The organism is Curtobacterium sp. ZW137, assembly GCF_003762905.1.
Taxonomy (GTDB): Bacteria; Actinomycetota; Actinomycetes; order Actinomycetales; family Microbacteriaceae; genus Curtobacterium.
Genome location: NZ_RJKS01000002.1, coordinates 882,768 through 909,216 on the forward strand (window position 1 = coordinate 882,768; position 26,449 = coordinate 909,216).

General features: G+C 71.2%; 29 protein-coding genes. 12 read left to right on the top strand and 17 right to left on the bottom strand.

The window, feature by feature from the left end:
• Window positions 1–120: 120 nt before the first annotated feature.
• From EDF55_RS09325 to EDF55_RS09355, 7 genes are all read right to left on the bottom strand, one after another.
• Window positions 121–1,563 (bottom strand): lipase maturation factor family protein, encoded by a 1,443-nt coding sequence (locus EDF55_RS09325; RefSeq protein WP_123654634.1) that lies wholly within the window; start codon window positions 1,561–1,563, stop codon window positions 121–123.
• A gap of 151 nt (window positions 1,564–1,714) precedes the next feature.
• Window positions 1,715–2,410, bottom strand: a complete 696-nt coding sequence (locus EDF55_RS09330) for an alpha/beta fold hydrolase (RefSeq protein ID WP_123654635.1) — start codon at window positions 2,408–2,410, stop codon at window positions 1,715–1,717.
• 18 nt (window positions 2,411–2,428) lie between these two features.
• Complete coding sequence (locus tag EDF55_RS09335; RefSeq protein WP_123654636.1) at window positions 2,429–2,860, bottom strand: Fur family transcriptional regulator; 432 nt, start codon at window positions 2,858–2,860, stop codon at window positions 2,429–2,431.
• Window positions 2,857–3,771: a metal ABC transporter permease gene (locus EDF55_RS09340; RefSeq protein ID WP_123654637.1), complete on the bottom strand. Its 915-nt coding sequence runs from the start codon at window positions 3,769–3,771 to the stop codon at window positions 2,857–2,859. Before EDF55_RS09340 ends, EDF55_RS09335 begins: the two co-directional genes overlap by 4 nt.
• On the bottom strand, window positions 3,771–4,604 hold the full coding sequence (locus EDF55_RS09345; RefSeq protein WP_123654638.1) for a metal ABC transporter ATP-binding protein: 834 nt from the start codon (window positions 4,602–4,604) through the stop codon (window positions 3,771–3,773). The genes EDF55_RS09340 and EDF55_RS09345 overlap by 1 nt, the downstream gene beginning before the upstream one ends.
• Window positions 4,605–4,675: 71 nt before the next feature.
• The gene (locus tag EDF55_RS09350; protein ID WP_123654639.1) at window positions 4,676–5,587 is read right to left on the bottom strand and encodes a metal ABC transporter solute-binding protein, Zn/Mn family; all 912 of its coding nucleotides are present in this window, start codon (window positions 5,585–5,587) and stop codon (window positions 4,676–4,678) included.
• Between the two features lie 120 nt (window positions 5,588–5,707).
• Window positions 5,708–6,976, bottom strand: a complete 1,269-nt coding sequence (locus tag EDF55_RS09355) for a PTS transporter subunit EIIC (RefSeq protein ID WP_123654640.1) — start codon at window positions 6,974–6,976, stop codon at window positions 5,708–5,710.
• 177 nt (window positions 6,977–7,153) lie between these two features.
• Here EDF55_RS09355 and EDF55_RS09360 point away from each other — a divergent pair, with 177 nt between their 5' ends.
• Window positions 7,154–7,390, top strand: coding sequence for a PTS transporter subunit EIIB (locus EDF55_RS09360; protein WP_123654641.1), 237 nt, complete (start codon window positions 7,154–7,156; stop codon window positions 7,388–7,390).
• Window positions 7,387–7,839, top strand: coding sequence for a glucose PTS transporter subunit IIA (locus tag EDF55_RS09365; RefSeq protein WP_123654642.1), 453 nt, complete (start codon window positions 7,387–7,389; stop codon window positions 7,837–7,839). Before EDF55_RS09360 ends, EDF55_RS09365 begins: the two co-directional genes overlap by 4 nt.
• A gap of 223 nt (window positions 7,840–8,062) precedes the next feature.
• On the opposite strand, the gene EDF55_RS09370 is transcribed toward EDF55_RS09365, so the two are convergent.
• Entirely contained in the window at window positions 8,063–8,848 is a 786-nt protein-coding gene (locus EDF55_RS09370) for a GntR family transcriptional regulator (protein WP_243698166.1), read from the bottom strand.
• A gap of 105 nt (window positions 8,849–8,953) precedes the next feature.
• Here EDF55_RS09370 and EDF55_RS18795 point away from each other — a divergent pair, with 105 nt between their 5' ends.
• Window positions 8,954–9,118, top strand: a complete 165-nt coding sequence (locus EDF55_RS18795; protein ID WP_165931297.1) for a hypothetical protein — start codon at window positions 8,954–8,956, stop codon at window positions 9,116–9,118.
• A 33-nt stretch (window positions 9,119–9,151) separates the two neighbouring features.
• On the opposite strand, the gene EDF55_RS09375 is transcribed toward EDF55_RS18795, so the two are convergent.
• Window positions 9,152–9,727, bottom strand: a complete 576-nt coding sequence (locus EDF55_RS09375; protein WP_165931298.1) for a GNAT family N-acetyltransferase — start codon at window positions 9,725–9,727, stop codon at window positions 9,152–9,154.
• A 122-nt stretch (window positions 9,728–9,849) separates the two neighbouring features.
• Here EDF55_RS09375 and EDF55_RS09380 point away from each other — a divergent pair, with 122 nt between their 5' ends.
• From EDF55_RS09380 to EDF55_RS09390, 3 genes are read left to right on the top strand one after another with little or no spacing between them, the layout of a single operon-like run.
• Entirely contained in the window at window positions 9,850–10,452 is a 603-nt protein-coding gene (locus tag EDF55_RS09380; RefSeq protein ID WP_165931299.1) for an LppP/LprE family lipoprotein, read from the top strand.
• 40 nt (window positions 10,453–10,492) lie between these two features.
• The gene (locus tag EDF55_RS09385) at window positions 10,493–11,548 is read left to right on the top strand and encodes a hypothetical protein (protein ID WP_123654645.1); all 1,056 of its coding nucleotides are present in this window, start codon (window positions 10,493–10,495) and stop codon (window positions 11,546–11,548) included.
• Window positions 11,545–12,261, top strand: a complete 717-nt coding sequence (locus EDF55_RS09390; protein ID WP_123654646.1) for a hypothetical protein — start codon at window positions 11,545–11,547, stop codon at window positions 12,259–12,261. The genes EDF55_RS09385 and EDF55_RS09390 overlap by 4 nt, the downstream gene beginning before the upstream one ends.
• On the opposite strand, the gene EDF55_RS09395 is transcribed toward EDF55_RS09390, so the two are convergent.
• From EDF55_RS09395 to EDF55_RS09410, 4 genes are all read right to left on the bottom strand, one after another.
• A complete protein-coding gene (locus EDF55_RS09395) occupies window positions 12,258–13,853 on the bottom strand; it encodes a dihydrolipoamide acetyltransferase family protein (RefSeq protein ID WP_123654647.1) in 1,596 nt (531 codons plus the stop codon). The genes EDF55_RS09390 and EDF55_RS09395 overlap by 4 nt on opposite strands.
• 58 nt (window positions 13,854–13,911) lie before the next feature.
• A complete protein-coding gene (locus tag EDF55_RS09400) occupies window positions 13,912–14,871 on the bottom strand; it encodes an alpha-ketoacid dehydrogenase subunit beta (RefSeq protein WP_123654750.1) in 960 nt (319 codons plus the stop codon).
• An 86-nt stretch (window positions 14,872–14,957) separates the two neighbouring features.
• Window positions 14,958–16,091 (bottom strand): thiamine pyrophosphate-dependent enzyme, encoded by a 1,134-nt coding sequence (locus EDF55_RS09405; protein ID WP_123654648.1) that lies wholly within the window; start codon window positions 16,089–16,091, stop codon window positions 14,958–14,960.
• 5 nt (window positions 16,092–16,096) lie between these two features.
• The gene (locus EDF55_RS09410; RefSeq protein WP_123654649.1) at window positions 16,097–17,194 is read right to left on the bottom strand and encodes a histidinol-phosphate transaminase; all 1,098 of its coding nucleotides are present in this window, start codon (window positions 17,192–17,194) and stop codon (window positions 16,097–16,099) included.
• A gap of 75 nt (window positions 17,195–17,269) precedes the next feature.
• Between EDF55_RS09410 and EDF55_RS09415 the strand changes: the two genes are divergently transcribed.
• The 3 genes from EDF55_RS09415 to purB all read left to right on the top strand — a co-directional run bounded on the left by EDF55_RS09415 (window position 17,270) and on the right by purB (window position 19,695).
• Complete coding sequence (locus tag EDF55_RS09415; RefSeq protein ID WP_123654650.1) at window positions 17,270–17,668, top strand: phage holin family protein; 399 nt, start codon at window positions 17,270–17,272, stop codon at window positions 17,666–17,668.
• A gap of 126 nt (window positions 17,669–17,794) precedes the next feature.
• Complete coding sequence (locus tag EDF55_RS09420; RefSeq protein WP_123654651.1) at window positions 17,795–18,313, top strand: low molecular weight protein-tyrosine-phosphatase; 519 nt, start codon at window positions 17,795–17,797, stop codon at window positions 18,311–18,313.
• Window positions 18,310–19,695 (top strand): adenylosuccinate lyase, encoded by a 1,386-nt coding sequence (gene purB, locus EDF55_RS09425; protein ID WP_123654652.1) that lies wholly within the window; start codon window positions 18,310–18,312, stop codon window positions 19,693–19,695. Before EDF55_RS09420 ends, purB begins: the two co-directional genes overlap by 4 nt.
• Before the next feature lie 73 nt (window positions 19,696–19,768).
• Here the strand turns inward: purB and EDF55_RS09430 are convergent, their stop codons facing one another.
• Window positions 19,769–20,683, bottom strand: coding sequence for a LysR family transcriptional regulator (locus tag EDF55_RS09430; RefSeq protein WP_123654653.1), 915 nt, complete (start codon window positions 20,681–20,683; stop codon window positions 19,769–19,771).
• A gap of 71 nt (window positions 20,684–20,754) precedes the next feature.
• Here EDF55_RS09430 and EDF55_RS09435 point away from each other — a divergent pair, with 71 nt between their 5' ends.
• Window positions 20,755–21,771 carry an EamA family transporter gene (locus tag EDF55_RS09435; protein ID WP_123654654.1) on the top strand — a complete coding sequence of 339 codons (1,017 nt, stop codon included), beginning with the start codon at window positions 20,755–20,757 and terminating at the stop codon, window positions 21,769–21,771.
• Here the strand turns inward: EDF55_RS09435 and EDF55_RS09440 are convergent.
• The gene (locus EDF55_RS09440) at window positions 21,740–22,720 is read right to left on the bottom strand and encodes an epimerase (RefSeq protein WP_123654655.1); all 981 of its coding nucleotides are present in this window, start codon (window positions 22,718–22,720) and stop codon (window positions 21,740–21,742) included. The genes EDF55_RS09435 and EDF55_RS09440 overlap by 32 nt on opposite strands.
• 327 nt (window positions 22,721–23,047) lie before the next feature.
• Here EDF55_RS09440 and EDF55_RS18800 point away from each other — a divergent pair, with 327 nt between their 5' ends.
• The gene (locus EDF55_RS18800) at window positions 23,048–23,218 is read left to right on the top strand and encodes a hypothetical protein (RefSeq protein WP_185017280.1); all 171 of its coding nucleotides are present in this window, start codon (window positions 23,048–23,050) and stop codon (window positions 23,216–23,218) included.
• A gap of 106 nt (window positions 23,219–23,324) precedes the next feature.
• Entirely contained in the window at window positions 23,325–24,239 is a 915-nt protein-coding gene (locus EDF55_RS09450; protein WP_123654657.1) for a cation diffusion facilitator family transporter, read from the top strand.
• A 250-nt stretch (window positions 24,240–24,489) separates the two neighbouring features.
• Here the strand turns inward: EDF55_RS09450 and EDF55_RS09455 are convergent, their stop codons facing one another.
• Together EDF55_RS09455 and EDF55_RS09460 are read right to left on the bottom strand one after the other, a co-directional pair.
• The gene (locus tag EDF55_RS09455) at window positions 24,490–25,089 is read right to left on the bottom strand and encodes a hypothetical protein (RefSeq protein WP_123654658.1); all 600 of its coding nucleotides are present in this window, start codon (window positions 25,087–25,089) and stop codon (window positions 24,490–24,492) included.
• Between the two features lie 31 nt (window positions 25,090–25,120).
• Window positions 25,121–26,404, bottom strand: coding sequence for an MFS transporter (locus EDF55_RS09460; RefSeq protein WP_123654659.1), 1,284 nt, complete (start codon window positions 26,402–26,404; stop codon window positions 25,121–25,123).
• Window positions 26,405–26,449 lie beyond the last annotated feature (45 nt).

Below are 26,449 nucleotides of genomic sequence, written 5' to 3' on the forward strand. Positions count from 1 at the left end.
CCGCGCGACCGCGGCGTTCGCGACGGTCGGAGGGCTGAACAACGGGCCCGCGCGGACGCGGACCAGCCACCCACGATACAAGACCGCCGGGCGTGTCGCAAACCGGCGAACCGGTCCGGATCACCGACCGGCCCGGAGCGACGTCGCCGGCAGCATCGTGGACAGCTCCGTCCGGATCCAGTACAGCCCGCTCTCCCGCCGCTCGGCCCTGGTGGCGAACCGGTAGCGGAACACCCGTGCCCGCACGGCCTCCGGCGCGGCACCGCCGAACGGGTCGTGGCGCAGCAGCCGGAGCGTCGCCGGGTCGGCCTCGAGCAACCGGACGACGAAGACCCGGAACCACCGGTCGTCCGCCCCGAGCGCCAGGAACCACATCAGCCAGTCGAGCCGGAGGTGGTACGGCGCGAACTGCCCCGGTCGACGTCGGGGATCGCCGGGCTTGCCCTTGAACTCGTACGGCAGCCACGTTCCGTCCGCGGCCAGCCCTTCGACGATGACCTCGTCCCGCTGCTGCGTCACCGATCCGAACGCGCCGTACGCGTTGGCCAGGTGCCACCGGTTGAAGGACGCGTTCATGAGCTGCCGCCGGGACACCAGGTTCCGCGCGGACGGGATGGACAGCCAGACCAGGAGCAGCCCGACGAGCATCGTGAGCACGACGAACCAGACCGGGGTCGCCGCCGGACCGGAGGAGACGACCGGCCGGAGGAACGGCAGCACCGCCACCACGGAGTGGTCGTCGACGGCCGCGAACGTCAGGACGAGCGTGATCCAGTTCAACCAGGCGAAGTTCCCGGAGACCACGAGCCACAGCTGTGTCAGGAGCACGAGTCCCGCCGCGATCGAGGCCACCGGCTGCGGCGCGAACAGCAGGAACGGCACGACCAACTGCACCAGGTGCGACGCCAGCGTCTCGAACCGGTGCACCGGACGGGGCAGCAGGTGCGCCGTCCGCGAGACCGGGTTCGGCATCGGCTGCGTCTCGTGGTGGTAGTACAGCGCGGTCAGGTCGCGCCAGGACCGGTCGCCGCGCATCTTGATCATCCCGGCCCCGAACTCGAGCCGGAACACCAGCCACCGCAGCGCGAACAGCACGACGACCGGTGGTGCGACCGAGTCGGACCCGAGGAACGCGACGGTGAACAGGGACTCGACCAGGAGCGACTCCCAGCCGAAGGCGGTGAACGTCTGTCCGACGTCCGCGATGGACAGGTAGGCGAGCCAGAGCAGCAGGAAGCACACCGCCGGCACCCACGCAGGACCGAGCTGCGGGACCCCGACGACGATGGCGAACGACACGATCGCGCCCCCGGTGGCGAGCGCTCGGAACCGTGCGTCCGTGTACCGCCACCACCGCCAGATGACCGGCAGCGAGCGCGCGTACGGCCGCTCCATGAACCGCGGAACGGGCAGCAGACCGCGTTCACCGACGAGCGCCGGGAACTGCAGGAGCGCCGACACGAACGCGATGCACGCGATCGCCGCGACCCCGCGCTGCACCACGAAGCGCGCGACGTCGTAGTCCGTCGCTCCGGCCCAGCTCGTCCACGCCTCCGGTCCCACGGTTGGTCACCGTACGCGCGGTGGGCGCAGCCCACACCCGGTCTGGAGGCCGGACTCGCCCCCGCAACGCGCCTGCGGCCCCGAGGGCGGCCACACGTGGAGCCGCACGCGCGTCGGCGACTCGGGTCGGGCCTCCCGTCCGGGTGGGTCGCTAGTGACCGACGGACGGACGCGGTGCGAGTGCCTGCACCATCAGCGCACCCAGCTCCCGCGGTGCGGTGAACATCGGCCAGTGGCCGGTGTCGAGGCCGACGATCGCCAGGTCTTCGGTCTCGACGAGCTCGGTCGCCCACGCCTGGTGGTCCGCGACCATCGTCGCGAGCTCGGGAGCGGGGATCTCGCAGGAGATGATCGTGGCCGGGATCGTGTGCCGGGCCGCGTCCTCGTAGTGGAACCGGTCGCTCGGCAGGGCGGACGGTTCGGGGATCGCCCGGTGCTCGAAGTCGCGCTTGTCGGCGTCCGACAGGCCGCGGAGCGTCGCCGGCTCCCAGAAGTCCCAGTCGGGCAGCGGGACGACGCCGTCCACGATCGGGAGCTCGTCGTTGACGCACCCGCCGGTCGGGCCGGGGAAGGTGTCGACGTAGAGCAGGTGCGCGACGAGCGACGGGCGCTGGTCGGCAGCCATGTACACGATCGGGCCGGCGCCGGAGTGCCCGGCGAGGACGACCGGGTCCTCCGGGGTGGCGACGTCGTCGAGGCGTTCGACGACCGCGGCGACCTGCTCGTCGAGCGTGTCTCCGTCGCGGGTCAGTGCCTCGACGGAGTGCCCGGCATCGCGGAGGACCGGGACGACCTGGTCCCACGCATCCGCTTCGAGCCAGAAGCCCGGCACCAGGATCACGTGCATGGCCGGGACTCTACGCGGCTACGCCTCGGCCCGCGCGGCCGTGCACTCGGCACACTCGCCGAAGATGTCCACGACGTGGCTGGCGTTGGTGAACCCGTGCTCCGCGGCGACCTGCTGCGCCCAGCGTTCCACCGGGTCCGCCTGGATCTCGACGGCGCGCCCGCAGTTCCGGCAGATCAGGTGGTGGTGGTGCTTGTCGGTCGTGCAGGCCCGGTACAGGGCCTCACCGTCCTGCTGGAGGGAGTCGGCGTCCCCTTCGGTCGCGAGGTCCGCCAGGGCGCGGTAGACCGTCGCGAGACCGATGGTCGAGCCGCCCTCACGGAGGTGGGCGTGCAGGGCCTGGGCGCTGACGAACCCCTCGGTGCCGTCGAGCGCGCCACGGACCGCTTCGCGCTGCCAGGTGTTGCGCTTGGGCTTCTGGACCGCGGCGGGCCTGTCCGGTGCGTTCATGCTGCTGCTCCTGCCTGCTGCCGTTCGGGGGTGCCGGTCGTGTCGTGCTGGTCGCGCACCGCGACGCGATCGCGCCCGCGGCGTTCCTTCCGCGCCCCGACGATCCGGCAGACCACCCAGATCGCGAAGGAGATCGTCGTCACGTACGGGCTGATCGGCAGGCCGCCGCCGAGCGCGAGGAGGATGCCACCGACGACCGACACCACGGCGAAGACCATCGACAGCACCGGGACGAGCACGGGGTGCACCGTCAGGCGGAGTGCTGCGGCGGCCGGGGTGACGAGCAGCGACAGCACCAGCAGGGCACCGACGATCTGCACGGAGACGGCGGTCGCGAGCCCGAGCACGAGCATGAAGACGAGCGCGAGGGTCCGCACCGGGACCCCGGCCGCCGCGGCCACGTCCGGGTCCACCGACGCGAACATCAGCGGACGCCAGATCACGATGAGCGTGACCACGACGATCGCGCTGATCACGATGAGGAACGCCAGCTGCGGGTTGTCCACGGAGACGATCTGCCCCGTGAGCAGCCCGAACTTGTTCGCCGCGCGGCCCTTGTAGAGCGCGAGGCAGAGGATCCCGAGGCCGAGTCCGAACGGCATCAGCACGGCGATGATCGAGTTGCGGTCCCGCGCGCGGGAACCGAGCAGGCCGATGAGGAGCGCGGCGATCACCGACCCGACGAGCGAACCCGTGACGACGTTCACCCCGAGGAGCAGGGAGGCACTCGCGCCGGCGAAGGACAGCTCACTGATGCCGTGCACCGCGAACGGCATGTTCCGCGCCACGACGAACGGGCCGATCAGCCCGCCGACGATGCCGAGCACCGCGCCCGCGAAGATCGAGTTCTGCACGAGCGCGACGAGCTCGCCGTAGTCCTGGAACGAGAAGATCGTCGACCAGACGTCCATCAGATCCGCCCTTCGTCCGTGGTGGGCAGGTGCGGGTCGACCTCGCCGGGGTGGTGGTGCTCACCGGTGTGGTCGTGCGTCTCGTTCGCGCCGACGATCACGATCCGCCCCATCGTCCGGACGACGTCGACGGGCGTGCCGTACAGGTCGGAGAGGACGTCGGCACGGAGCACCTCGTCCGGGGAACCGATCCGGAACCGGCCGCCCGCGATGTAGAGGACCCGGTCGACGACGTCGAGGATCGGGTTCACGTCGTGGGTGACGAACAGCACCGCGGCGTTCTGCTGCCGGCGCTGGCGGTCGATGAGCTCGGTGACGCCCCGCTGGTGGCGGAGATCGAGCGAGATGAGCGGCTCGTCGCAGAGGAGCAGGGACGGGTCCGCGGCGATGGCCTGCCCGACGCGGGTGCGCTGCTGCTCGCCGCCGGAGAGCTCGGCGACGGGGGCGTTCGCGAACGCGGTGGCGCCGACCTCGTCGATGATGCGGTCGATGCGCTCCCGCTCGGCCTTCCGCTCCGGCCGGATGCCCCAGCGCGAGCCGGTGACACCCTGCGCGATCATGTCGCGGGCGCGGAGCGGCGTGCCGGACTCCATCAGGCGCTGCTGCGGGATGTAGCCGATCTTCCGGTGGCCGCGGCGGATGGGCTGGCCGAGGAACGACATCGTCCCGCTGGTCAGGCGCTGCTGCCCGAGCACCGTCTTCAACAGGCTGGTCTTGCCCGCACCGTTCGGCCCGAGCACCGCGAGGAACTCCCCCGGCCGGACGTCGAGGTCGAGGCCGTCCCAGAGCTTCCGCTCGCCGTACGACAGGCCGGCGTCCCGGAGTGCGAGCACGGCGGAACCGCCACTGCTCGGAGCAGTGGCGGTTCGCGTCGGTTGCTGTCGCGTCTGGTCTCGGGTGGTGGTCACTTCGCCAGTGCCGCCTTCACCGCGTCGATGTTCGCCTGCTGCCACGAGACGTAATTCTTCCCCTTCGGGAGGGTCTCGGTGACACCGACCACGGGGACGTCGTTGTCCTCGGCGGCCTTCTTGACCTGTTCGGTCTCCGGACTCGAGGTCTGGTCGTTGTACGCCAGGAGCTTCGCGGTGCCGCTCGTGAACAGCTTGAGCGTGTCGTTGAGGGCCGCTGGCGGGACGTCGTCGCCTTCTTCGATCGCCTCGGAGAAGTCCTCGGGGGTGACGTTGTCGAGGCCCATCGCGTCGAACAGGTACCCGGGCACCGGCTCGGTGTACGCCACCTTCTCGCCGTCGTGCTGCTGCTTCAGGGCTGCGGTCTGGGACTCGAGGTCCTCGAGCTTCGTGGTGAGCGCGTCGGCGTTCTTCGCGAAGGTGGCCTCGTCCGCGCTGTCGAGTGCGCCGAGGCGCTTCGACACGTCGGCGACGAGCTTCACCATCGTCGGGTAGCTGTAGAAGACGTGCTCGTTGAACTCGGCGTCGCCGCCCTTGTCCAGGCCGGAGAGCTTCACCACGTTGATGGTGTCGGCCTTCGTCGACGACGAGTCCGCGAGGGTCGTCATGAAGTCGTCGTAGCCGCCGCCGTTCTCGATGAGCAGGTCGGCCTTCGACACCGCGAGCTGCGTCGTCGCGCTGGACTCGAACGAGTGCGGGTCCTGCGAGGGGTCGTCCAGGATGCTCGTGACGTCGACGTGGTCGCCGCCGATCGTCTCGACGAGGGATCCGTAGACGTTCGTCGAGGCCACGACCTTGATCGTGCCGTCGCTGTCGTCGTTCGTCGAGGCCGAGGAGGTCGCGCAGCCGGACAGGGCGAGCGCGGCGGCACCCGCGATGAGCGGGAGGGCGAGGAGGCGGTTGTGCATGGTCACAACCGTAGGGCTAGATGATAACGATTGTCAAAACCAGTCTCACGGCTGGTCTGGGAACGGACGGGAGGCACGGTGCCAGCTGGCACCGTGCCTCCCGTCCGTCGCGAAGTCGCGTCAGTCCTTGGTGGCCGCTTCGATCGTGTTCTCCGCGATCGAGTCCTCCTCGCGACCAGGCGTCCGGAGGTTCCACTTCCGGATGACCCAGCCGAACAGGAAGTAGTAGATCGCCGCGTACCCGAGGCCGATCGGGATGAGCCAGATCGCCCCGTCGGCCTTGCCGAAGTTCAGCACGAAGTCGATCGCACCCGCCGAGAAGGAGAACCCGTCGTGGATGCCCAACGCGTTCACGAGGGCGAGCGAGGTCCCGGTGAGCACCGCGTGGATGATGTAGAGCGGGAACGCAACGAACATGAACGAGTACTCGAGCGGCTCGGTGATGCCCGTCACGAACGAGGTCAGTGCGGCGGAGAGCATGATGCCACCGACGAGCTTGCGGTTCTGCGGCTTGGCGTTGCGCCAGATCGCGAGCGCACCGGCGGGCAGCGCGAACATCATGATCGGGAAGAAGCCGGTCTGGAAGATGCCGGCGGTCGGGTCACCCGCGAGGAAGCGCGGGATGTCGCCGTGGACGATGTCACCGGCCGCGTTCGTGAAGCTGCCGAGCTGGAACCACGGGAAGAAGTTGAGCAGCTGGTGCAGACCGATCGGGATGAGCATGCGGTTCGCGAACCCGAAGATCCCGCCACCGATGACGGCGTTGTCCGCGACGGCCTGGCCTGCCGCGGTCAGCGCGATGTCGAAGTAGCGGTACACGAACGACATGAGCACGGCGATGACGAGCCCGGCAGCGGCAGTCAGGATCGGGACGAGACGTCGGCCCGAGAAGAACCCGAGGAAGTCGGGCATCTTCGTACGGTGGAAGCGCTGCCACAGGTTCGCCGCGACGAGACCCATCACGATGCCGCCGAGGACGCCGAAGTTGATCGTCGCCTGGTCTCCGTTGGCGTCCTTCACCCCGGCGAGGACGATCGGGGACATGACCGCGAACACCTCGTACATGACCATGTAGCCGACGACCGCGGCGAGGGCCGTCGTGCCGTCGGACTTCTTGGCCCACCCGATCGCGATGCCGACGGCGAAGAGCAGCGGCAACCAGGTGAAGATGGCCTGACCGGCAGCGGAGATGACGCCCGCACCGGTCTCGAACCCGGGGATGGCGCCGAGCAGGTCGGGCTGGCCGATGCGGTTCAGGATGCCCGCGGCCGGCATGACCGCGATCGGCAGCAGCAGGCTCCGACCGAGCCGCTGGGCGTTCGCGAAGAGCCGGCTCTGCTTCTTCGGCGTCTTCTTCTCCGGCACATCCGTGGCAGCAGTCGTGCTCATCGGAGTTCCTCTCGTCATTGGGTGGAGCTGTCGGGGTGAGTTGAGTCACGCAGCCGGCGCAGGTAACCTCAGCGGTGTCGCCAGGTCCGGTCCTGTCCGGTCATGACCAGTACGTAGTGTCGATGACCCGGCACGGCATGTCAACCTGGACGCGCACCCGCAACGAGGAGGAAACAGATGGCCGACATCAAGGCTGCCGACATCATCGCCGCGCTCGGCGGCGCCGAGAACATCGAAGAGGTCGAGGGCTGCATCACGCGGCTCCGCGTCGAGGTGGAGGACGGTGACCTCGTCGACAAGGACGCGCTCAAGTCGGCCGGCGCCCAGGCGGTCGTCGGTGGCGGCACCGGCTGGCAGGTCATCGTCGGCCCGATCGCGGACAACCTCGCGCAGGACATCCAGGACGAACTGTGACGGCGGTCCTCACGCCGTTCGCGGGCCCGGTCGTCTCCCTCGCCGACGTGCCGGACCCGGTGTTCGCCGGGCAGCTCGTGGGCGCGGGCGTCGCAGTCGACCCCACCGCGTCGACGGAGTCGATCACCGCGGTGGCGCCGGTCGACGGCACCATCGTGAAGCTGCACCCGCACGCGTTCGCGCTGCAAGGCGCGGCGGGGACCGACGTCCTCGTGCACGTCGGGATCGACACCGTGAAGATGGCGGGCGAGGGCTTCGAGCTCCTCGCGGCCGAGGGTGACACCGTCGCCGCCGGGGACCCCGTCGTCCGGTTCACCCCGGCGACGATCCTCGCCGCCGGCTACTCCCCCGTGTGCCCGGTCGTCGTGCTCGGCTCCACGCCGGACTCGATCGCGCAGGACGCCGTCGGCACCACGGTGGCCGCCGGCGACACCCTCTTCGAGGTCTGAGCGCGGTCGGCTGCCGGTCGCGGTCGCGGTCGCGGTCGCGGTCGCGGTCGCGGTCGATCGACGAAAGCGACACCCCGCTGCCGTTTGCGCAACGCATTCGGCCGCGGGGTGTCGCTCGATGCGCACGCAGCCACCGGAGGCGACAACGCCCGGCCGGAAGCGCGGCGCAGAGGTGTACCCGGTGTCGCTTCCGCCGACCGGACCCGCAGCGCCGGAGCAGCGCCTACGCGACGGCCTTCGTCGCGGTGACCTCCATCTGCACGCGGTAGCGGTCGGACCGGTACCAGCTCCGCGTGTGCTCCACGGGGCGGTCGCCCGCGTAGGACACCCGGTCGAACTCCAGCACGGGAGCCCCTGTCTTCGTGCCGAGCAGGGTCGCGACGTCGTCGGCCGCGGGGTTCGCCGCGACGGTCTGCTGCGCGCGGTCGATCGGGGTGCCGTACTCCGACGCGATGATCGAGTACACCGACCCGGACAGGTCGTGCTCGAGGAGCCCGGGGAACGCGTCCGCGACGAGCCACGCATCGTCGATGGACACCGGCGCGCCGTCGGCCATCCGGAGGCGCTTGACGTGGAAGGCCGTCACGTCCGGATCGAGCCGCAGCGCCGCGGCCGTGTCCGACGGTGGCACCCGCTCTTCACGGACGAGGACGACCGTCGTCGGGACGTGCCCCATGGCCCGCATCTCCTCGGTGAACGAGGCGAGGTGCAGCGTCGACTGCACGGGACGGTGCGCGACGAACGTGCCCTTGCCGCGGACCCGTTCGAGGTAGCCCTCGTTGACGAGCTGCCCCAGCGCTTCGCGCACGGTGATCCGGGAGACGCCGTACTCGGCGATGAGCTGCCGTTCGGACGGGATCGCGGAACCGGGAGCCAGGCGGACGGTGGCGAGCTCGAGGAGGATGCGGCGGAGCTGCTGGTGCTTGGGCTCGGCCCCCTCGGTGATGCGGGTCGTCATCGGTTCCTCGTGCTCCGTCGCGTGGTTCGGCCGGTGGTCATGGGCGGACATGACCAGTCCCTTCACACTAGCGAGTCGTCCTCGTGACGTCGATGTCTGTGACGCTTCATCCCTGCGGCCGATGTGCCCCGCGGAGCGCGCCGCTGAGATGGGTGCATGACCTCGATCCGGCTCGCGACGATGGGTGTCGTCGTGCTCGTGGCCACCCTGCTGCTGACGTTCGCGACGGCCGACGTGTGCTGGGTGGCTGCGGTTCCGCTCCTGCTCAGTGTCCCCGTCGCCGGCGTCCTCGCCGCGATGGTCAGGGACCGACGACACTGACCGCCGCCACCGGATCGCCCGACGAGCCGTGCCTCAGGCGTTGGCGACGAGCCAGTCGTGCTGCTCGGTGGTGAGCGCACGGTCGGCCCAGACCTGACGCTCCACGCCGTCGGGCGTCGCCGCCGCGGTCGTGCCCTGCCAGACGAGCGCGAGGCCGACCCGCACGAGCACGGCGGCGGACGCCGGGTTGTTCGTGAGGACGCGGCCCGTGACCGGCACCGCCGGGGCGACGTCGTGCGCCGCGGTCACGGCAGCGCGTGCGACTTCCGTCGCGTAGCCGTTCCCCCATGCACTCGGCGCGAGACGGTACCCGAGGTTCCACACCCCGCCCGCGGTCATGTCGACGCCGCCGACGCCGATGAGCTCCGGCGCACCGGCCACGCGGATCGCCCACGACCCGAGGCCGTGCCGGACCCGGCCGCCGATCTTCCGCTGCACGAGGTCCTGCGTCTCCGACCGGTTCGCGTGCCGACCGGTGGGCAGGTGCGTCCACGTGTGCGCGTCGGAGAAGACCGCGTGTGCGGCGTCGATGTCGGCGGGGGTGATGGGTGCGAGCACCAGGCGATCCGTTCGGATCTCCTGCGGAGGCATCAGGAGCTGGTGGACCATGCACCGATCATGCCGCCGACCACCGACATCCGCGTGAACACCACGCGACATCCCGGCGGATCCGTCCACGAACCTCCACGTCTCCCGACACCCGCGCACCGGTCTCCCGGCAGGATGGATCGGTGAAGACGACGCACCGCACCGCTCTGGCACTCATCACCGCGGCGTTCGCCGTCACCGTCGCGGGCTGCACCGGCGGGTCGTCGGCAGCGGACCCGACGAGCAGCCCCACCGTGACCCGGACGGTCACCGCGAGCCCGACGACGACACCAGCACCGACGCAGACCCCGACGCCGGCCCCGACCAGCACCTGTGGTCCGGAGAGCGCCGCGGACGCCGCCGCCGCGGCGATCCGCGCACTGCCAGCTCCGGCGGGCATCGAGGGCGCGACCTGGGACGCGGCCCGGGCTGACCACTCCGGCTACGACGCGTGCGCCGCGCTGTCGTGGTCGGTCGTCTTCCCGGTGGACGCCACCGGCAGCTCCCCGTACGCGATCCTGCTCTTCCACGACGGCACGTACCTCGGCACGGCGACGAAGGAGCAGTACGCCTTCGAGCCGCAGATCACCCGGACCGACGCCGACACGATCGCCGTCACCTACCGCTACCCGAAGGCCAGCGACCCCCTGGCCGACCCGACGGGCACCGCGCAGGCGACCTTCGCCTGGGACGAGGACACGCAGCGCGTGCAGATGACGGGTGCCGTCCCGCCTGCGCAGTCGTGACACTTTCACCTCTGCTCTATTTTCACTGTACAGTGAAAACATGCCCATAACTGAACGGGAGCTCGTCGCTGAGCTCCGCCGAGTCGTCCCCCCGGGATCGATCGAGTTCAGAGAACCCACGAACGTCGGGGACGAGCGGCCGACGGCGAGGCTTCCCGACGGATCCCACATCCCGATCGATCTCCGGTGGGCGGGCCGCGGCTTCCCGCGCGATGTCGCGGCTGCACTCGACCGCAGGCCCCAGGTCGACGATGAGCCGACTGAGACGCACCTGATCGTCGGCGCGCACGCGATCTCCGACGGCTCGCGCCAGCTCCTCGACCGCGTGGGCGCATCGTGGTTCGCGCTCGACGGTTCGGCGTCGATTCACCTCGGCACAGTGTGGATCGAACGATCGGCGTCGCATCCAGCGCCCGAGCCACCTCGCGAACCCGGCTGGTCCCCCGCGCGCGCGGAGATCGCAGAGGTCCTCCTGGAGAGCGTCGCGAACGGGATCGCGTGGGACGACGAACGACCGCGCGTCGCCGACGTCGAGACGATCGCGCGCCTGGCCGGGCGGTCCCTCGGATCCGTCGCCAACGCGCTGGCCGGCTTCGACTCGTCCGGCTGGACCGTTCCCGGGCCGGAACCGCGAAGCCGCGCGGTCGCCGACCCCGCGGGGCTGCTGGACTCGTGGGCGGGCTGGGAGGCCAACCGCCGACGACGATGGGATTCGTTCCATGTCCTGGACCGTGATCCGGTCCGCATCGAGCAGCACCTCCGCGATGTGTTCGGACGGACGTTGATCCTCACCGGGGCCGCCGTCTCCGAACGCGTCCGACCGACCTTGACCGGTGCTCGGACGATCGCAGCGTACGTGGACGCCGATTGGGACACGATCGCTGCAAGCGCGGACGAGGTGCGGATGCTTCCGGCAGCGACCGGCCGCGTCCGGCTCAGCGTCGCCCCGGCACAGGTCTCCCACACGAGCCGAGTCGTCGACGACCGACGCGTCGCGTCCGCGGTCCGGGTCTATGCCGACCTGCTCGGCGGCTCGGAGCGGGAGCGGGAGGCAGCAGAGCTGTACCGGGATGCCGAACTCGCGATGTTCGCATGAGCCGCGGTGAGCGGCCGCGTGACCGCGAGGCCCGAGCCCTGGCGGAGGCAGCACTTGCATCGTTGCTCCACGCGGCCGATCGACACTCCACGGAGCTCGTGCTCATCGGCGGACTCGTCCCGGAGTACCTGGTGGACGCGGACGATCCGCACCAGGGCACGAACGACGTGGTCGAGTTCCTCACCGACGTCGCCGACAACCTCGACCAGGAGATCGCGCTTCCCGGAACCCGAGCGGTCAGCGTGAAGAACCTCCGCGGCCCCGGGCCCGCGCTCCGGGACGCGCACGTCGCGAGCGTGCTCGGCGAGCGCGTCCGGATGGTCGAGATCGGCGGGTACCTGGCGGCCAAGGGTGCTGCGGCGTTCTGGCGTCGGGCGGAGAAGGACCTTTACGACTTCGCGTGGGTACTCGTGCACGCTGCGAGGACGGATCCCGATCGTGCCCAGCGTGCCGTCGCCGCCGTCCTCGATCCGGAGGTCGACCGCGACCGCTGGGGCGCGGTGCTCGGTGTGTGCGGCCTCTTCGAGGACGAGGAGGGCACCGGAACGACCACGTTCGTCGACACATCGCTCGCTGCCGGGAGCGAGCAGGCACCCGAGGACCTGGCACTCGACGCTGTCCTCGCCGTCCGGCTCTTCCGAGCCGGACTGCAAGCGCGGCGCCACGCGGCGACCACGCCCGCGGGGCCTGGTCGAGCAGGAGCGCAGTCCTAGTCGAGCAGGAGCGCGGGCTCCTCGAGCACCGATGCCACGTCGTGCACGAACCGGGACGCCACGTCGCCGTCCACCACACGGTGGTCGAACGAGGCACCGATCGTTGTCACCATGCGGGAACGGACCTCACCGTCGACGACCCACGGCTTCGGCTTGATCGTGCCCATGGCGACGATGGCGACCTGCCCCGGGTTGAGGATCGGTGTCCCGGTGTCCATCCCGAACACGCCGATGTTCGTCACGGTGATGGTGCCGTCGGCCATCTCCGCCGGGCTCGTCTTGCCGTCGCGCGCCGTCAGCGTCATCTGCTCGAGGGCCTTCGCCAGCTCGAACAGGGACATGTCCTGCGCGTCCTTGATGTTCGGGACGATGAGGCCCCGCGGGGTGGCCGCGGCGATCCCGAGGTTCACGAAGTGGTGGACGATGATCTCGCGGTCGGTCCACGACGAGTTCACCGAGCGGTTCCGGCGGACGGCCCAGATCACGGCCTTCGCCATGATGAGGAGCGGCGAGACCTTCACGCCCGCGAACGTCGGTGAGGCCTTGAGCCGCTTCACGAACTCCATCGTGCGGGTCGCGTCGACGTCGACGAACAGCGAGACGTGCGGCGCGGTGAACGCGGACGTGGTCATCGCGGTCGCGATCGCCTTGCGGACGCCCTTGACCGGGATCGTCTCCTGGCGGACGTCACCCCACTCCGGCGTCTCGATGTTGCGGAACACGGTGGCCTGGGTGGCGTGCCGGATGACGTCGTCGCGCGTGACCTCACCGGCGAGGCCGGTCGCGACGACGGTGGTCAGGTCGACCCCGAGGTCCTTCGCGAGCTTCCGGATCGGCGGCTTCGCGATCACCGGCAGTGCCAGCGAGGCGGGGACGGTCGAGGGGCGCGCGGGGCGCTTCCCCTGTTCGGCCACGGCGTCGGCGGTGCTCGCCTCGCCGTCGTCGGTGACCAGGTCGAGGTCGGCTTCCCGACTGGAGGCTCGGCTCGCCTCCGCCGCGGCGGCTGCGGCCCGGCGGGCGCCCGGCTTCCGGCGCGACGGTGCGGACGTCGCGGAGCCGTAGCCCACGAGGACGGCGCCGGACGACTCGTCGGTCCCGATCACGGAGGCGCCCTCGGCCGCAGGCAGCGACGCGGGGACCTCGGCGGGGGCGGGTGCCGGAGCGGGCGCCACTGCGGCCGGGGCCGCGTGCTTCGGTGCGACCGCGGGCGGAACCGGCGCTGACGCGACCGGCGTGGCGGGCGCCACCGGGGCAGCGGGCGCGACCGGGGCGGTGGCGGTGACGTCCGGCGAGACCGGAGCGGCGTCGGCGACGGGTGCCGCGCCTCCCGACGGTGTCGACGTGCCGTGCGATTCGGACTCGACCCGGATGATCGGCTTGCCGACCTCGACCGTGTCGCCTTCGGACACCAGCAAGCCGGTCACCTTGCCGGCGAACGGCGAGGGGAGCTCCACCAGCGACTTGGCGGTCTCGATCTCGACGAGGACCTGGTCGACGGTGATGTCGTCACCGATCGCGACGCGCCACTGGACGATCTCGGCCTCGGTGAGGCCCTCACCCACGTCGGGGAGGGGGAATTCGGCGACGGCCACGTCGGCTCCTTCGGCGGTTCGGTCTGTCTGCGGTGGGGGTGGTCCTGGCGGACCCTGGTCAGTAGGCGAGAGCGCGGTCGACGGCCTCGAGGACGCGGTCGGCGTCCGGCAGGTGCAGGTGTTCGAGCTTCGAGACCGGGAACGGGATGTCGAAGCCGGACACCCGCAGGGGCGGTGCCTGCAGCGTGTAGAAGGACTTCTCGGCGACGGTCGCGGCGATCTCGCTGCCGACGCTGACGAAGCCGGATGCCTCTTGCGCGATGACCAGACGGCCGGTCTTCCGGACCGACGCGAGCAGCGGCTCCCAGTCGATCGGCGAGATCGAGCGGAGGTCCACGACCTCGCACGACGTCCCTTCGGACTCGGCGAGCTCGGCAGCCTGCATCAGCGTGGCGACCATCGCGCCGTGCCCGACGAGGGTGACCTCGGTGCCGGTGCGCGCGACGCGGGTGGTGTGCATCGGGACGTGCCCGTCGACCAGGTCGACCTGCCCCTTCGGCCAGTACCGCGACTTGGGCTCCATGAAGATCACGGGGTCCTTCGACGCGATGGCCTCTTGGATCATCCAGTAGGCGTCGTTCGGGGTGCTCGGGCTGACCACGCGGAGGCCGGGGGTGTGCGCGAAGTACGTCTCCGGGCTCTCCTGGTGGTGCTCGACGGCGCCGATGTGCCCGCCGTAGGGGATGCGGATGACGATCGGCAGCGACATGTGCTCGGGGAGGCGGTTCGCCATCTTCGCGAGCTGCGAGGTGATCTGGTCGAAGCCCGGCCAGACGAACCCGTCGAACTGGATCTCCACGACCGGACGGTAGCCGCGGAGGGCCAGGCCGATCGCGGTGCCGATGATGCCGGACTCGGCGAGCGGGGTGTCCATCACGCGGGTGTCGCCGAAGCGTTCCTGCAGGCCCTCGGTGATACGGAACACGCCGCCGAGACGGCCGATGTCCTCACCCATCAGCAGGACCTTGTCGTCCGACTCCATCGCGGCGGCGAGGCCGGCGTTCAGGGCCTTCGCCATCGGCAGGGTCGGGGTGGGGTCGGTCGGGACCTGCCCGGCGCCCGGGTGGGAGCGCAGGGTGTAGTCGAAGAGCTGCTCGGTGGTGCTCATGCGTCAGCTCCGTCCTGGTCGGCCTCGTAGTTCGCGAGCCATTGCTTCTGCTCGTCGATCCGGGGGTGCGGTTCGCGGTAGACGTTGTCGAACATCGTCTCCATCGGCGGGGCGACGAGCTGCGGGGTCCGGGTGCGGATGTCCGCGGCCACCGCCTCGCCCTCTTCGTCGAACTCGGCGAGCTGGGCGTCGGTGACACCGCGGCTGCGCAGGTAGCCCTCGGACCGGGCGATCGGGTCGCGCTCCACCCAGCTGGCGAGCTCGTCGTCGCCGCGGTAGCGGGTGGGGTCGTCGGAGGAGGTGTGCGCGCCGATGCGGTACGTCTCGGCTTCCACGAACGCGGGACCCTGCCCGGAGCGGGCGTGGTCGGTCGCCACGACGCTGGCCGTGTAGGACGCCAGGATGTCGTTGCCGTCGATGCGGATGCTCGGGATGCCGAAACCGCGCGGGCGGTCCACGAGCGGGGTCGGCGACTGCACCGACACCGGGACCGAGATCGCCCAGTGGTTGTTCTGCAGGAAGAAGACGACCGGCGCCTTGTACGAAGCGGCGAAGACGTACGCCTCGTTCACGTCGCCCTGGCTGGTCGCACCGTCGCCGAAGTACACGATCGAGCAGGCGTCGCGCTCGGGGTCGCCCGTGCCGACGTCGCCGTCGAGACGCATGCCCATCGCGTACCCGGTGGCGTGCAGGGTCTGCGAACCGATCACCAGCGTGGAGATGTGGGTGTTGCCGCGCTCGTCCGGGTTCCAGCCGCCGTGCGTCAGCCCGCGGTACAGGCTGATGATCTCCATCGGCTCGACGCCGCGGGTCATGGTGACGGCGTGCTCGCGGTACGACGGGAACACGTGGTCCTGCGGGCGGAGCGCGAACACGGAGCCGACCTGCGCGGCTTCCTGCCCGTGGCTCGGCACCCAGAGCCCGAGCTGGCCGGTGCGCTGCAGGTTGTGCGCCGCGTGGTCGAACCGACGCGTGATCACCATCCTGCGGTGCATGGCGAGCAGGGTCTCGTCGGGGATCGCCCGCGCTGCGGCGGCGAACTCGGCGTTCTCGTCGGTCTCCACGAACCGGCCCTCGGAGTCGAGGAGCCGGATCATGGTCGTCGCGGGAGCCGCGGCGTGGAAGGACATGCGGGTCAGCGTATCGGCCGGGCGTCAGCGGTCGTTGTGAGTCCCCCGACAAGCGAACGCGCGGTTTCGAGGAGCTTCTCGACAGCCTCGTGCTCACCGATCGAGATACGGATCCCCTCGGGGGCGAAGGCCCGGACGATGATGCCGGCGTGCTCGAAGGCCTCGGCCGCCGCGGCGGTGCGCTCACCCGTCGGCAGCCACACGAAGTTGCCCTGCGCGTCCGGGACGTCCCAGCCCTGGCCGCGGAGCTCGGCCACGATGCGGTCGCGCAGCGCGGCGAGCTCGGCGACGCGGGCGAGCAGTTCGGCCTCGCGCTCGAGGCTGGCGAGCGCCGCGGCCTGCCCCTGCGCCGTGACGCTGAGCGGGATGGCGCAGGCGCGGACGGCGTCCAGGACGTATGCCGGTCCGAGCGCGTACCCGACGCGGAGACCCGCCAGTCCGTACGCCTTCGAGAACGTCCGGAGCACGACGAGGTTCGGGTACCGCTCCAGGAGCGACGCCCCGCGGACCGCGTCGGGATCGGTGACGAACTCCGCGTACGCCTCGTCGAGGACCACGAGGACCGTGCTCGGCACCCCCGCCATGAAGTCGTCGAACTCGGTGCCGGTGACGATCGGCCCGGTCGGGTTGTTCGGGGTGCAGACGATCACCATGCGGGTGCGCTCGGTGACGGCGGCGGCCATCGCGTCGAGGTCGTGGCCGCCGTCGGCGCGGTTCGGGACCTGGACGCTCGTCGCGCCGGCGACCGTGACGACGCCGGGGTACGCCTCGAAGGAGCGCCAGGCGTAGACGATCTCGTCACCGGGGCCCGAGGTGGCCTTCGCGAGCTCGTGCAGGATCGCGACGCTGCCGGGGGCGACGTGGACCTCGTCCACGGTGAGCCCGAACCGGTTCGCGAGCACGGCGCGCACGGCCAGGGCGGTGGCGTCCGGGTAGCGGTTGTACGCGGTCTGCGCCTGGACGGCCTCGATCACACCGGGCAGGGGCGGGAACGGGTTCTCGTTGCTCGACAGCTTGAACGCGTCGGCCGCGGCCTGGCGTCCCTGCTTGTAGGCGGGGAGGATCGCGATCTCGGGCCGGATGTGCACGGGCTGGTCAGTCACGGCCCCAGATTACCGGCAGCGCTGAGCCGGGAGACGGGCCGGGCGACGAGGCCGTCCAGCGGGCATCATGGGGGCATGCGATTCCTCGTCCGCCTCGTCATCAACGCCGTCGCGCTGTGGCTCACCACGCTCATCGTCAGCGGCGTCTCCGTCACGGCCTTCGGGGACGGCGGCCCCGTCGCGACCGTCCTCACGTACCTGCTCGTCGCCTTCGTCTTCGGGCTCGTGAACGCCGTCATCGGCACGCTCATCCGGATCGTGGCGTTCCCGATCTACATCCTGACCCTCGGGCTCATCTCGCTCGTGGTGAACGGGATCCTGCTGCTGATCGTGGCCGGGATCTCCTCCGCCATCGGGTTCGGCCTCGACGTCGAGTCCTTCGGCTGGGGCATCGTGGGCGCACTCGTGCTCGCCGTCTTCGCGTGGCTGATCGGCCTGTTCGCCCGGCCGGTGCTGAACCGCCCGCGCGCGTGAGCCAGCGCCCGCCCGCGCGCATGTGCCCGCGCCCGTGACGCCAACCGCGCCCGTGACACCGGGCACGACACCGGGCGTGCGCGCACCGGGCAGCGGTGCGTCGCGTCGATGCGTCATGATGTGGGGATGACCACGGACGTCGGCGCCCCGTCGCCCTTCCGCGTGTCGTTCGTCTGCAGCGGCAACATCTGCCGCTCCCCGATGGCCGAGATCGTCTTCCAGCGCTTCGTCGACGACGCCGGGATGACCGACCGCTTCCAGGTGCACTCCGCCGGCACCGGCGACTGGCACGTCGGCGAGCCCGCGGACGAGCGGACGATCGCAGCACTCGCGGCGCGCGGATACGATGGCAGCAGGCATCGCGCCCGTCAGTTCGACCCGGACCGGTTCCCGGACCTCGACCTGGTGGTCGCACTCGACCGCTCCCACGAACGCATCCTGCGCTCGTGGGCACCCACGATGGACGACGCCGCGAAGGTGACGCTCCTGCTGCGGTACGACGACGCCTGGCCAGAGCAGGCCGACGTTCCGGACCCGTACTACGCGGACCGGCACGAGTTCGACCGGGTCCTCAGCACGGTCGAACGGGCCTGCCGAGCACTCTTCCACCAGATCGAACCGGCCGTCCGCCAGGGAGCACCATGACCCCCCTTCCCCCGCAGCCGATCAGCCCACTCGACGGGCGGTACTACCCGGTCGTGCACACGGTGGGCGAGCACCTCTCCGAGGCCGGCCTGAACCGCGCCCGCATCACCGTCGAGGTGGAGTGGCTGATCTTCCTGACCGACCACGCGATGTTCACCACGTCGCCGCTCAGTGTCGACGACAAGGCCGCCCTCCGCGCCATCGTCACGGACTTCGGCCAGGCGCAGATCGCCGAGCTCGCGGAGATCGAGGCGACGACCCGCCACGACGTCAAGGCCGTCGAGTACTTCGTCCGCCGCCGGCTGTCCGAGCTCGGCCTCGACGCCATCGCCGAGCTGACGCACTTCGCCTGCACCAGCGAGGACATCAACAACCTCTCCTACGCGCTCACCATCAAGGACGCGACGGAGCACGTCTGGCTGCCCGCGTTCACGGCCGTCGTCGCTCGCCTGCGCGAGGTCGCGCTCGAGCTCCGCGCCGTCCCGATGCTCTCCCACACCCACGGCCAGCCCGCGACGCCGACGACGCTCGGCAAGGAGCTCGCGGTCGTCGTGTACCGGCTCGAGCGCGTGCTCGCCCAGATCGAGGGCAGCGAGTACCTCGGCAAGTTCTCCGGCGCGACGGGCACGTTCTCGGCGCACCTCGCCGCGGACCCCGAGGCCGACTGGCCCACGCTGTCGCGGGAGTTCGTCGAGGGGCTCGGCCTGACGTGGAACCCGCTGACCACGCAGATCGAGTCGCACGACTGGCAGGCCGAGCTGTACGACCGGGTCCGGCACGCGAACCGGATCCTGCACAACCTGGCCACGGACGTGTGGACCTACATCTCGATGGGGTACTTCACGCAGATCCCGGTGGCCGGTGCCACGGGGTCGTCGACGATGCCGCACAAGATCAACCCGATCCGGTTCGAGAACGCCGAGGCGAACCTCGAGATCTCGACGGCCCTGTTCTCCACCCTGTCGGAGACCCTCGTCACGAGCCGCCTGCAGCGCGACCTGACCGACTCCACCACGCAGCGCAACGTCGGCGTCGCGTTCGGGCACTCGCTGCTCGCGCTCGACAACCTCCGTCGCGGGCTCGGCGAGATCTCGGTGAACGTCGAGCGCCTGGCCGAGGACCTCGACGGCAACTGGGAGGTGCTCGGGGAGGCGATCCAGACGGTCATCCGCGCCGAGGTCACCGCCGGCCAGTCCGACATCGAGGACCCCTACGCGATGCTCAAGGAACTCACCCGCGGCAAGCGGATCGGACAGCAGGACCTCGTCGCGTTCGTGAACGGCCTGGACATCTCCGACGGTGCGAAGGCGCGGCTGACGAACCTCACGCCGGCCACGTACACCGGCCTGGCGGACGAGCTGGTCGACCACCTCGACGTCTGAGGTCACGTCCGTCCCGGTGCGGCAGTGCACCTGACGGGAGGCTCGGTGCGGCCCCGCCGCGGGCCGCACCACCTCAGGTGGTGACGTCCAGGGCGGTGGCGACCAGGGCCTCCAGGACGGTGCGGACCACGGGACGGACCATCCGGTCCGGGCGGACCAGCGCTTCGATCCGGCGACCGGCGCGGACGTCGGCCAGCTCCGCGAGGCGGAACCGGCCGGGTGCCCGCGTGCCCGAGGTGTAGCGCGGGACCAGCGCGACACCGTGTCCAGCGGCGACCAGGTTCTCGATCACCGGCAGGTGGATCGTGCGGAACGTGACCTGCGGCGGTGCGTCCGTCGCGGCTGCCATCGCGGTGAGCACGCGGTCGATCGGGTACCCCTCCGGCACACCGATCCACGTCTCGTCGACGACCTCATCGATCCGGACGCGCTCGTGACCGGCGAGCCGGTGGCCCTCGGGGAGGGCGACGTCGAGCGGTTCCCGGAGGAGCGGCACCGTCGTCAGCGATGCGCGGTCCGGAGCGGGCGCGCCGTCCGGGCGGTGGCCGACGACGACGTCGTGGTCGGCGGCGAGCGGGGCGAACTCGTCCTCGCTGACGTCCACGTCGGAGAGCACCAGTTCGACGCCGGGGTGCTCACGCATCCTGGTGAGGAGACCGGGGAGCAGCAGTTCCGCGGCGGACGGGAAGATCGCCAGGTCCACCGTCCCGGATGCACCGCCGAGGTGCTCCTGCCAGGCCGCGTCGACGGTCGCGATCGCCGTCGCGACGCCGGTGGCGAGGCCCGCGAGGACCCGGCCGTCCTCGGTCAGCCGCACGCCGCGGCCGACCCGCTCGACCAGTGCGACGCCGACCTGGCGCTGCAGGGTCTGCAACTGCTGCGACACCGCACTCGGCGTGCGGTGGGTGGCTGCCGCGACGGCGGTGACCGATCCGCGCTCGTCGAGTTCCCGGAGGACCGGCAGCAGTGCGATGTCGAAGGCGACCATGCAGGGAACCTACATCGTCAGTGTCGCAACGTTCGCTGGTCCTACCACTTCTCCTGCGCGACGATCGGAGGGTGCTCCTCCGTGATCGTCTCCTCGCCGTGGTCGTCGCCGTCGTCTGGGGACTGAACTTCCCCGCGACGGCGCTCGCCCTCGAGCACTTCCCGCCGTTCCTGCTCGCCGCCCTGCGGTTCACCCTGCTCGCGATCCCGACACTGCTGTTCGTGCCGCGGCCGAAGATGCCGTTCGGGCGGCTCCTGCTGATCGGCTTCGGACTCGGCGTGCTGCAGTTCGCGTTCCTCTACCTGAGCATGGCGTCCGGGATGCCGTCCGGGCTGGCCTCGCTGGTGCTGCAGGCGTCGGCGCCGTTCACCGTCGTGCTCGCCGGGGTGTTCCTCCGCGAGCGCCTGACCGGGCGGCAGGTCGTCGGGGTCACGATCGCCGTGTGCGCACTCGCCGCGATCGCCGTGGACCGCTCGCAGACCGCCGCGCTGCTGCCCGTCGTGCTCGCGCTCTGCGGCGCCCTCGGGTGGGCGATCGGCAACGTCGCCACCCGGCGCGCCGGGCCGGTGAACCCGCTGCACCTGACGCTGTGGTGGTCCGTCGTCCCGCCGATCCCGATGGCAGTGCTGTCGTTCGTCGTCGAGGGGCCGGCGCGGATGGGACACGCGCTCGGGACCGCGTTCACGCCGTCGGCGCTGCCCGCTGACCTCGGGCTGCTCTACATCGTGCTCGTGGCGTCGCTCGTCGGCTACGGGATCTGGTCGCGGCTGCTCGGCACGTACCCGTCGAGCACCGTCGCGCCGTTCTCGATGCTCGTCCCCGTGGTCGGGGTCCTGGCGTCGTGGGTGGCGTTCGGGGAGGTGCCGGACCTGGTCGAGGTGCTCGCAGGCGCCGTCGTCGTGGGCGGGGTGCTGTGGGCGTCGCGGACACCGCCGGGCCTGCCGGCAGGGGTGCGTGCTGTGTCGAGTGCGCAGACGATGCGGTCTGATGCCGGGTTCGATCACCACGACCGCGCACTCGATCAGCAGACGGAGACCGGCCCGGTCATGCCGGCACTCAGCCCCGGTGCTGGCGACGCTCCGCGATGATGCTCGCGAGCGCCCCGCGGAGCAGCGGGTACCGGAACTCGTAGCCAGCCTCGACCAGTCGGGTCGGGACGACCCACCGGCTCTTCAGCACGAGCTCCGTCTCCGACCGGATCGCGAACGTCCCCACCTCGAGCACCCACCGCGGGGTCGGCATCCCGAAGCGCCGCCCGACGGAGTCCCGGATGGTCGCCATCACCGTGCGGTTGTCCGACGGGTTGGGGCTCGAGACGTTCACCGGCCCGTCGATCTCCTCGTGGTCCCGGACGAACCGGATCGCGCCGAGGACGTCCGCGATGTGCACCCAGCTGAACTTCTGGCGCCCGCGGGTGTGCCGGTCGTGGTGGTAGGTGCCCGCCGCGAGGCGCCCGGGAGTCGGGAACCACGGCCCGTCGATCTGCGCCCCGCCGAGGCCCGCCTGCGCGAGGCGGAGCAGCGGCACCAGGGCACTGCCGTCGCCGAACACGATCGCCATCCGGAGTGCGACACGACGGGTACCGGGCAGGTCCGCGCCGAAGAAGGCGTCCTCCCACGCACGCGCGACCCCGACCGAGAAGCCCTCGCCGAGCTCGCCGGTCGCTTCGTCCTGCGGGCGGTCGTCGGCGTGCCGGTAGATCGTCGCGGTGGACGCGTTCAGCCACAGCGGCGGCGGGTGCTCCGACGTGCGGATCGCCTCGGCGAGCTCGAGCGTGGTGTCCACCCGTGACCGGATGATCTCCGCGCGGTTCCGACGGCCGTACCGGCAGTTCACGCTCTTCCCCGCCATGTTCACGACGATCGCGGCGCCGTCCACCAGCTCGCGGATGCGGAGCGTGTTGCCCCACACCGCGTCGCCCGTGCGGCCGATCGTGACGACGTCGTAGCCCTCGTCGCGGAAGGCGTCCCGCAGGTACTGCCCCACGAAGCCGCTCGCCCCCGCGATCACGGCTCGACCCCTGGTCGTCTCGGTCATCGTGCTCCCCCGTCGGTGTCCGGCGCGATCTCGTCCCGGAACGCCCCCTCGTACCGGTACAGCGTGCCGGGATCGGCGACGCCAGCACCAGGGACACGCGCTGCAGGTCGGCTTCGTCATCGAATCGTTCCACGAGCGTCATGGGAGCAATTTGACACGTTGCATATCAGCGTCCAATGTCGCTACGGTTCGGGAGCGGTCGCGCTGTTGCTTCCGCCCATCTCGAAGGGGAATGACAATGGTGTACCCATTCGCCGGAGGCAAGGTGAAACCGCGATGCGCTTGACGCAGAGAGGGTCGGGAGCCCTGCGCCGTCTGTTGATCAGCGTGCCGTTTGCCATCGCCGTCAGCCTCGCGCTCGTGGCCGGCAGCGCGGTGCTCACCACGGCACCCGGTACCGCCGGGCGCTGGGGGAGCATCGTGATCGCCGCGCTGGCCCTCTTCACAGCGATCGTCTACACGGGCGCGGCGATCCGCCGCAGCGCGGACCAACACTGACGACGCCCTCACACGGTGCCCTGCGCCCGATCGGCGCAGGGCACCGCCGCGTCGGCCAGCCGCTGGTCCCTGGCATGTCCACGGCTGTGCTCCCTACGATTGGGGCATGGGACACGACCACGGGCATGCACACGGGAGCGCCAACGAGCGCGCGCTCCTCGTGGCGTTCTGCATCTCCGCGACGATCCTGCTCGCCGAGGTCGTCGGCGCCGTGGTCACCGGGTCCCTCGCCCTCCTCGTCGACGCTGGGCACATGGTCGTCGACACCGGTGGGATCGGGATCGGCCTCGTCGCCACCCGGCTCGCCCGCCGGTCCCCCACGTCGCAGCGCACCTGGGGCTTCCAGCGCGCCGAGGTCCTGGGGGCCACCGCGCAGGCCGCGATCCTGCTGGCGGTCGGCGTCTACGTCATCATCTCCGCGATCCAGCGGCTGTTCGTGCCGGCGGAGATCCACTCCGGTCCGCTGCTGGTCTTCGGGGTCATCGGGCTCGTCGGCAACCTCGTCGCGTACGCGGTGCTGCTCCGGGCCTCCGGCGAGAACTTCACGTCCCGGGCCGCCCGGCTCGAGGTCCTCAACGACACGCTCGGCTCGGTCGCGGTCATCGGCGCGGCGATCGTGCTCGCGTTCACCGGGTGGGAGCGGGCGGACTCGGTCGCGGCGCTCATCATCGGCGGGCTGATCCTGCCGCGGGCGATCCGGCTGCTCCGCGAGACCGCGAACGTCCTGCTCGAGGCGACTCCTCCCGGTCTCGACCTCGAGGACGTCCGCGGCCACATCCTCGAGCTCGACCACGTGATCGCCGTGCACGACCTGCACGCCACGCTCGTCGCCACCGGGGTGCCGAACCTCACGGCGCACGTGGTGGTGGATGACCACTGCTTCACGACGGCGCACGCCCCGGCGATCCTCGACGAGCTGCAGCAGTGCGTCGCGGAGCACTTCGACGTACCGGTCGAGCACTCCACGTTCCAGCTCGAGCCCGCGTCGCACCGCCGGCACGAGCACGACGTGCACGCGTAGCGGTCGGGGGTCGGCCACGGCGCCGTCGTGCCCGCGGGCCTGACGCGGAACGACAACGTCGCTGTCGTACGACGACCGCGCTGTCGCACCGCCGCGTCCGCAACATCCGGCGCGCGCAAGGAACGACACCCACGCTGTCGTACGACGACGGGCCTGTCGTTCGGGGTCAGCCCGGCGCGGGGCGGGCGGCGCGGGGCGGGCGGGGCGGGCGGGGCGGGGCGGGCGTGGCGCGGCCGGGGCGCGGTCCGCGTCAGCAGTCGTCGGAGCGGGTGGGGTACGCGGTGATCACGCGGTCGGTGGTCTCGGACACGATGACCTTCACGAACCCGTCCGGCGAGGGCGTCGACCCGTCGTCGAACCGCAGTGCCGCCGCGTAGCAGACCTTGCCGTCGCCGGCGTCCTTCGGGAATCCGTCGCGCGGCGCTGTGAGCACCGCCTGCACGGCCGTGAGCATCGCGTCGTCCCAGTCCCGCGAGCCGCTCCCGGCGAGCACGTCCTGCCAGTCCGCGGTGTGCCGCACCCGGATGTGCTCGTACCCCTGGCTCGAGTTCCCGCACTGCATGACCACGTCCCCGAGGGCCGCGGTGTCGTAGCTGGCGACGTCCGCGCGGCTGCTCGTGTCGCAGCGCTGCAGCACGGCGGCACCCGGCAGGTCCGCACCCTGACGGGCGATCACGACCACCCCGTCGGAGGTCGCCTCCGCCGTCGGGGCCGTCGACGCCGACGGCCCGGCGATGACCGGGTCGTCGCTGCCCTGTTGCGCGGTCAGCGCGAACCCGCCGACCACGAGGGCCGCCGCGATGACCGCGGCGACCCCCGTGACGACGGATCGGTTGCGTCGAGACGGCATGCGCCCAGTATGCCGGGAGGCCCGGCGCGCGTCAGGCGCGCGCGGCCAGTCGGGCGCCGGCGACGATCGCCAGCGCCGAGACGAGCACCACGTACCCGATGAGGACGGCGAGCGTCGGGAGCACCAGGAGGGCGGCGCCGACCGCCACGACCGGGACCGTCAGGCCCGCGTAGGCGATGAGGAACACCGCGGCGAGGACCCCGCCGCGCTGCGCGGGCGCGGCGAGGGCCCCGGCGCTGCCGATGCTGGCGCGGAAGAGCAGGCCGACCCCGGCACCGGCGACCACGCCACCGGCGATGAACCCCGCGACCTGCAGGACCACGGCCGCGGCGGCGAGGACCGCGAGGCCGCCGACCAGGAGCACGACGCCGAGGCGGATCTGCGTGCGCTGCGCCAGCCGGGCGAAGACGAGCTGCGAGACGGCACTCGCGGCGAAGACCCCGAAGGTCGTCGCCCCGGCTGCCAGTCGGTCGGTGACGTGGAAGGTCGTCCCGAGGAACGTCGGCGCGACCGAGGTGAAGAGCCCCTGCACCGCGAAGGCGGCGAACGCTCCCGTGCCTGCGGCCCAGAACGCGGCGGACTTGCCGGCCGGCGCCTGGACGCGCTGCGGACGGTAGGCGACGCGCTCGGCGGGACGGTCGACCGTCTCCGGGACGGCGAGGACCAGCACGAAGGCGACGACCAGGGCGACCACGAAGACCTCGTACGGCACCATGAGCGGCTTGCCGACGAACTCGGCGAGGGCACCGCCGACGAGGGCGCCGAGCGACAGACCGCCGAGGTTCACGACGCCCGCCGCGACGCTGGCGCCCTTCGCGGAGGCCTCGTCCCCGGTCGCCCGGACACGGAGCTCGCCGAGGTGCGCGGTGGCCGTCGCGGTGAGCATGCCGATGCCGAGGCCGGTGACGAGCCGGGCGACGATGAGGCCGCTGACGTCGTTCCACACCAGGAACAGGATCGCCGCGACGATCTCGAGCGCGATGGAGACCAGGATGAGCGGCTTCCGTCCGTGCACGTCGCTGAGGTGTCCGGCGAGCCACAGGGAACCGACGACCCCGACGCCGTACGCGGCGAAGACCACGGTGGTCGTGAACGTCGGGAAGCCGTCCCGCGCCTGGTACAGGACGTAGAGCGGTGCCGGGACGGTCCCGAACGCCATCACCGCGGCGAACGCGAACGCGACGGACCAGAAGCCGATCCCGTGCCGGCGACGGGAGTGTGCTCGGCGGCCGCGGGGTGCGGCGGGCGTGGAACCGGAGGCAGTGAGGGACGTCGCTGCGGTGGGTGTTCCGGCGGTCTCGATGACGGATGACATGCTCCGAGGATCGCGCGTCGCGTCCATCGAGTCCAACGGATCCTC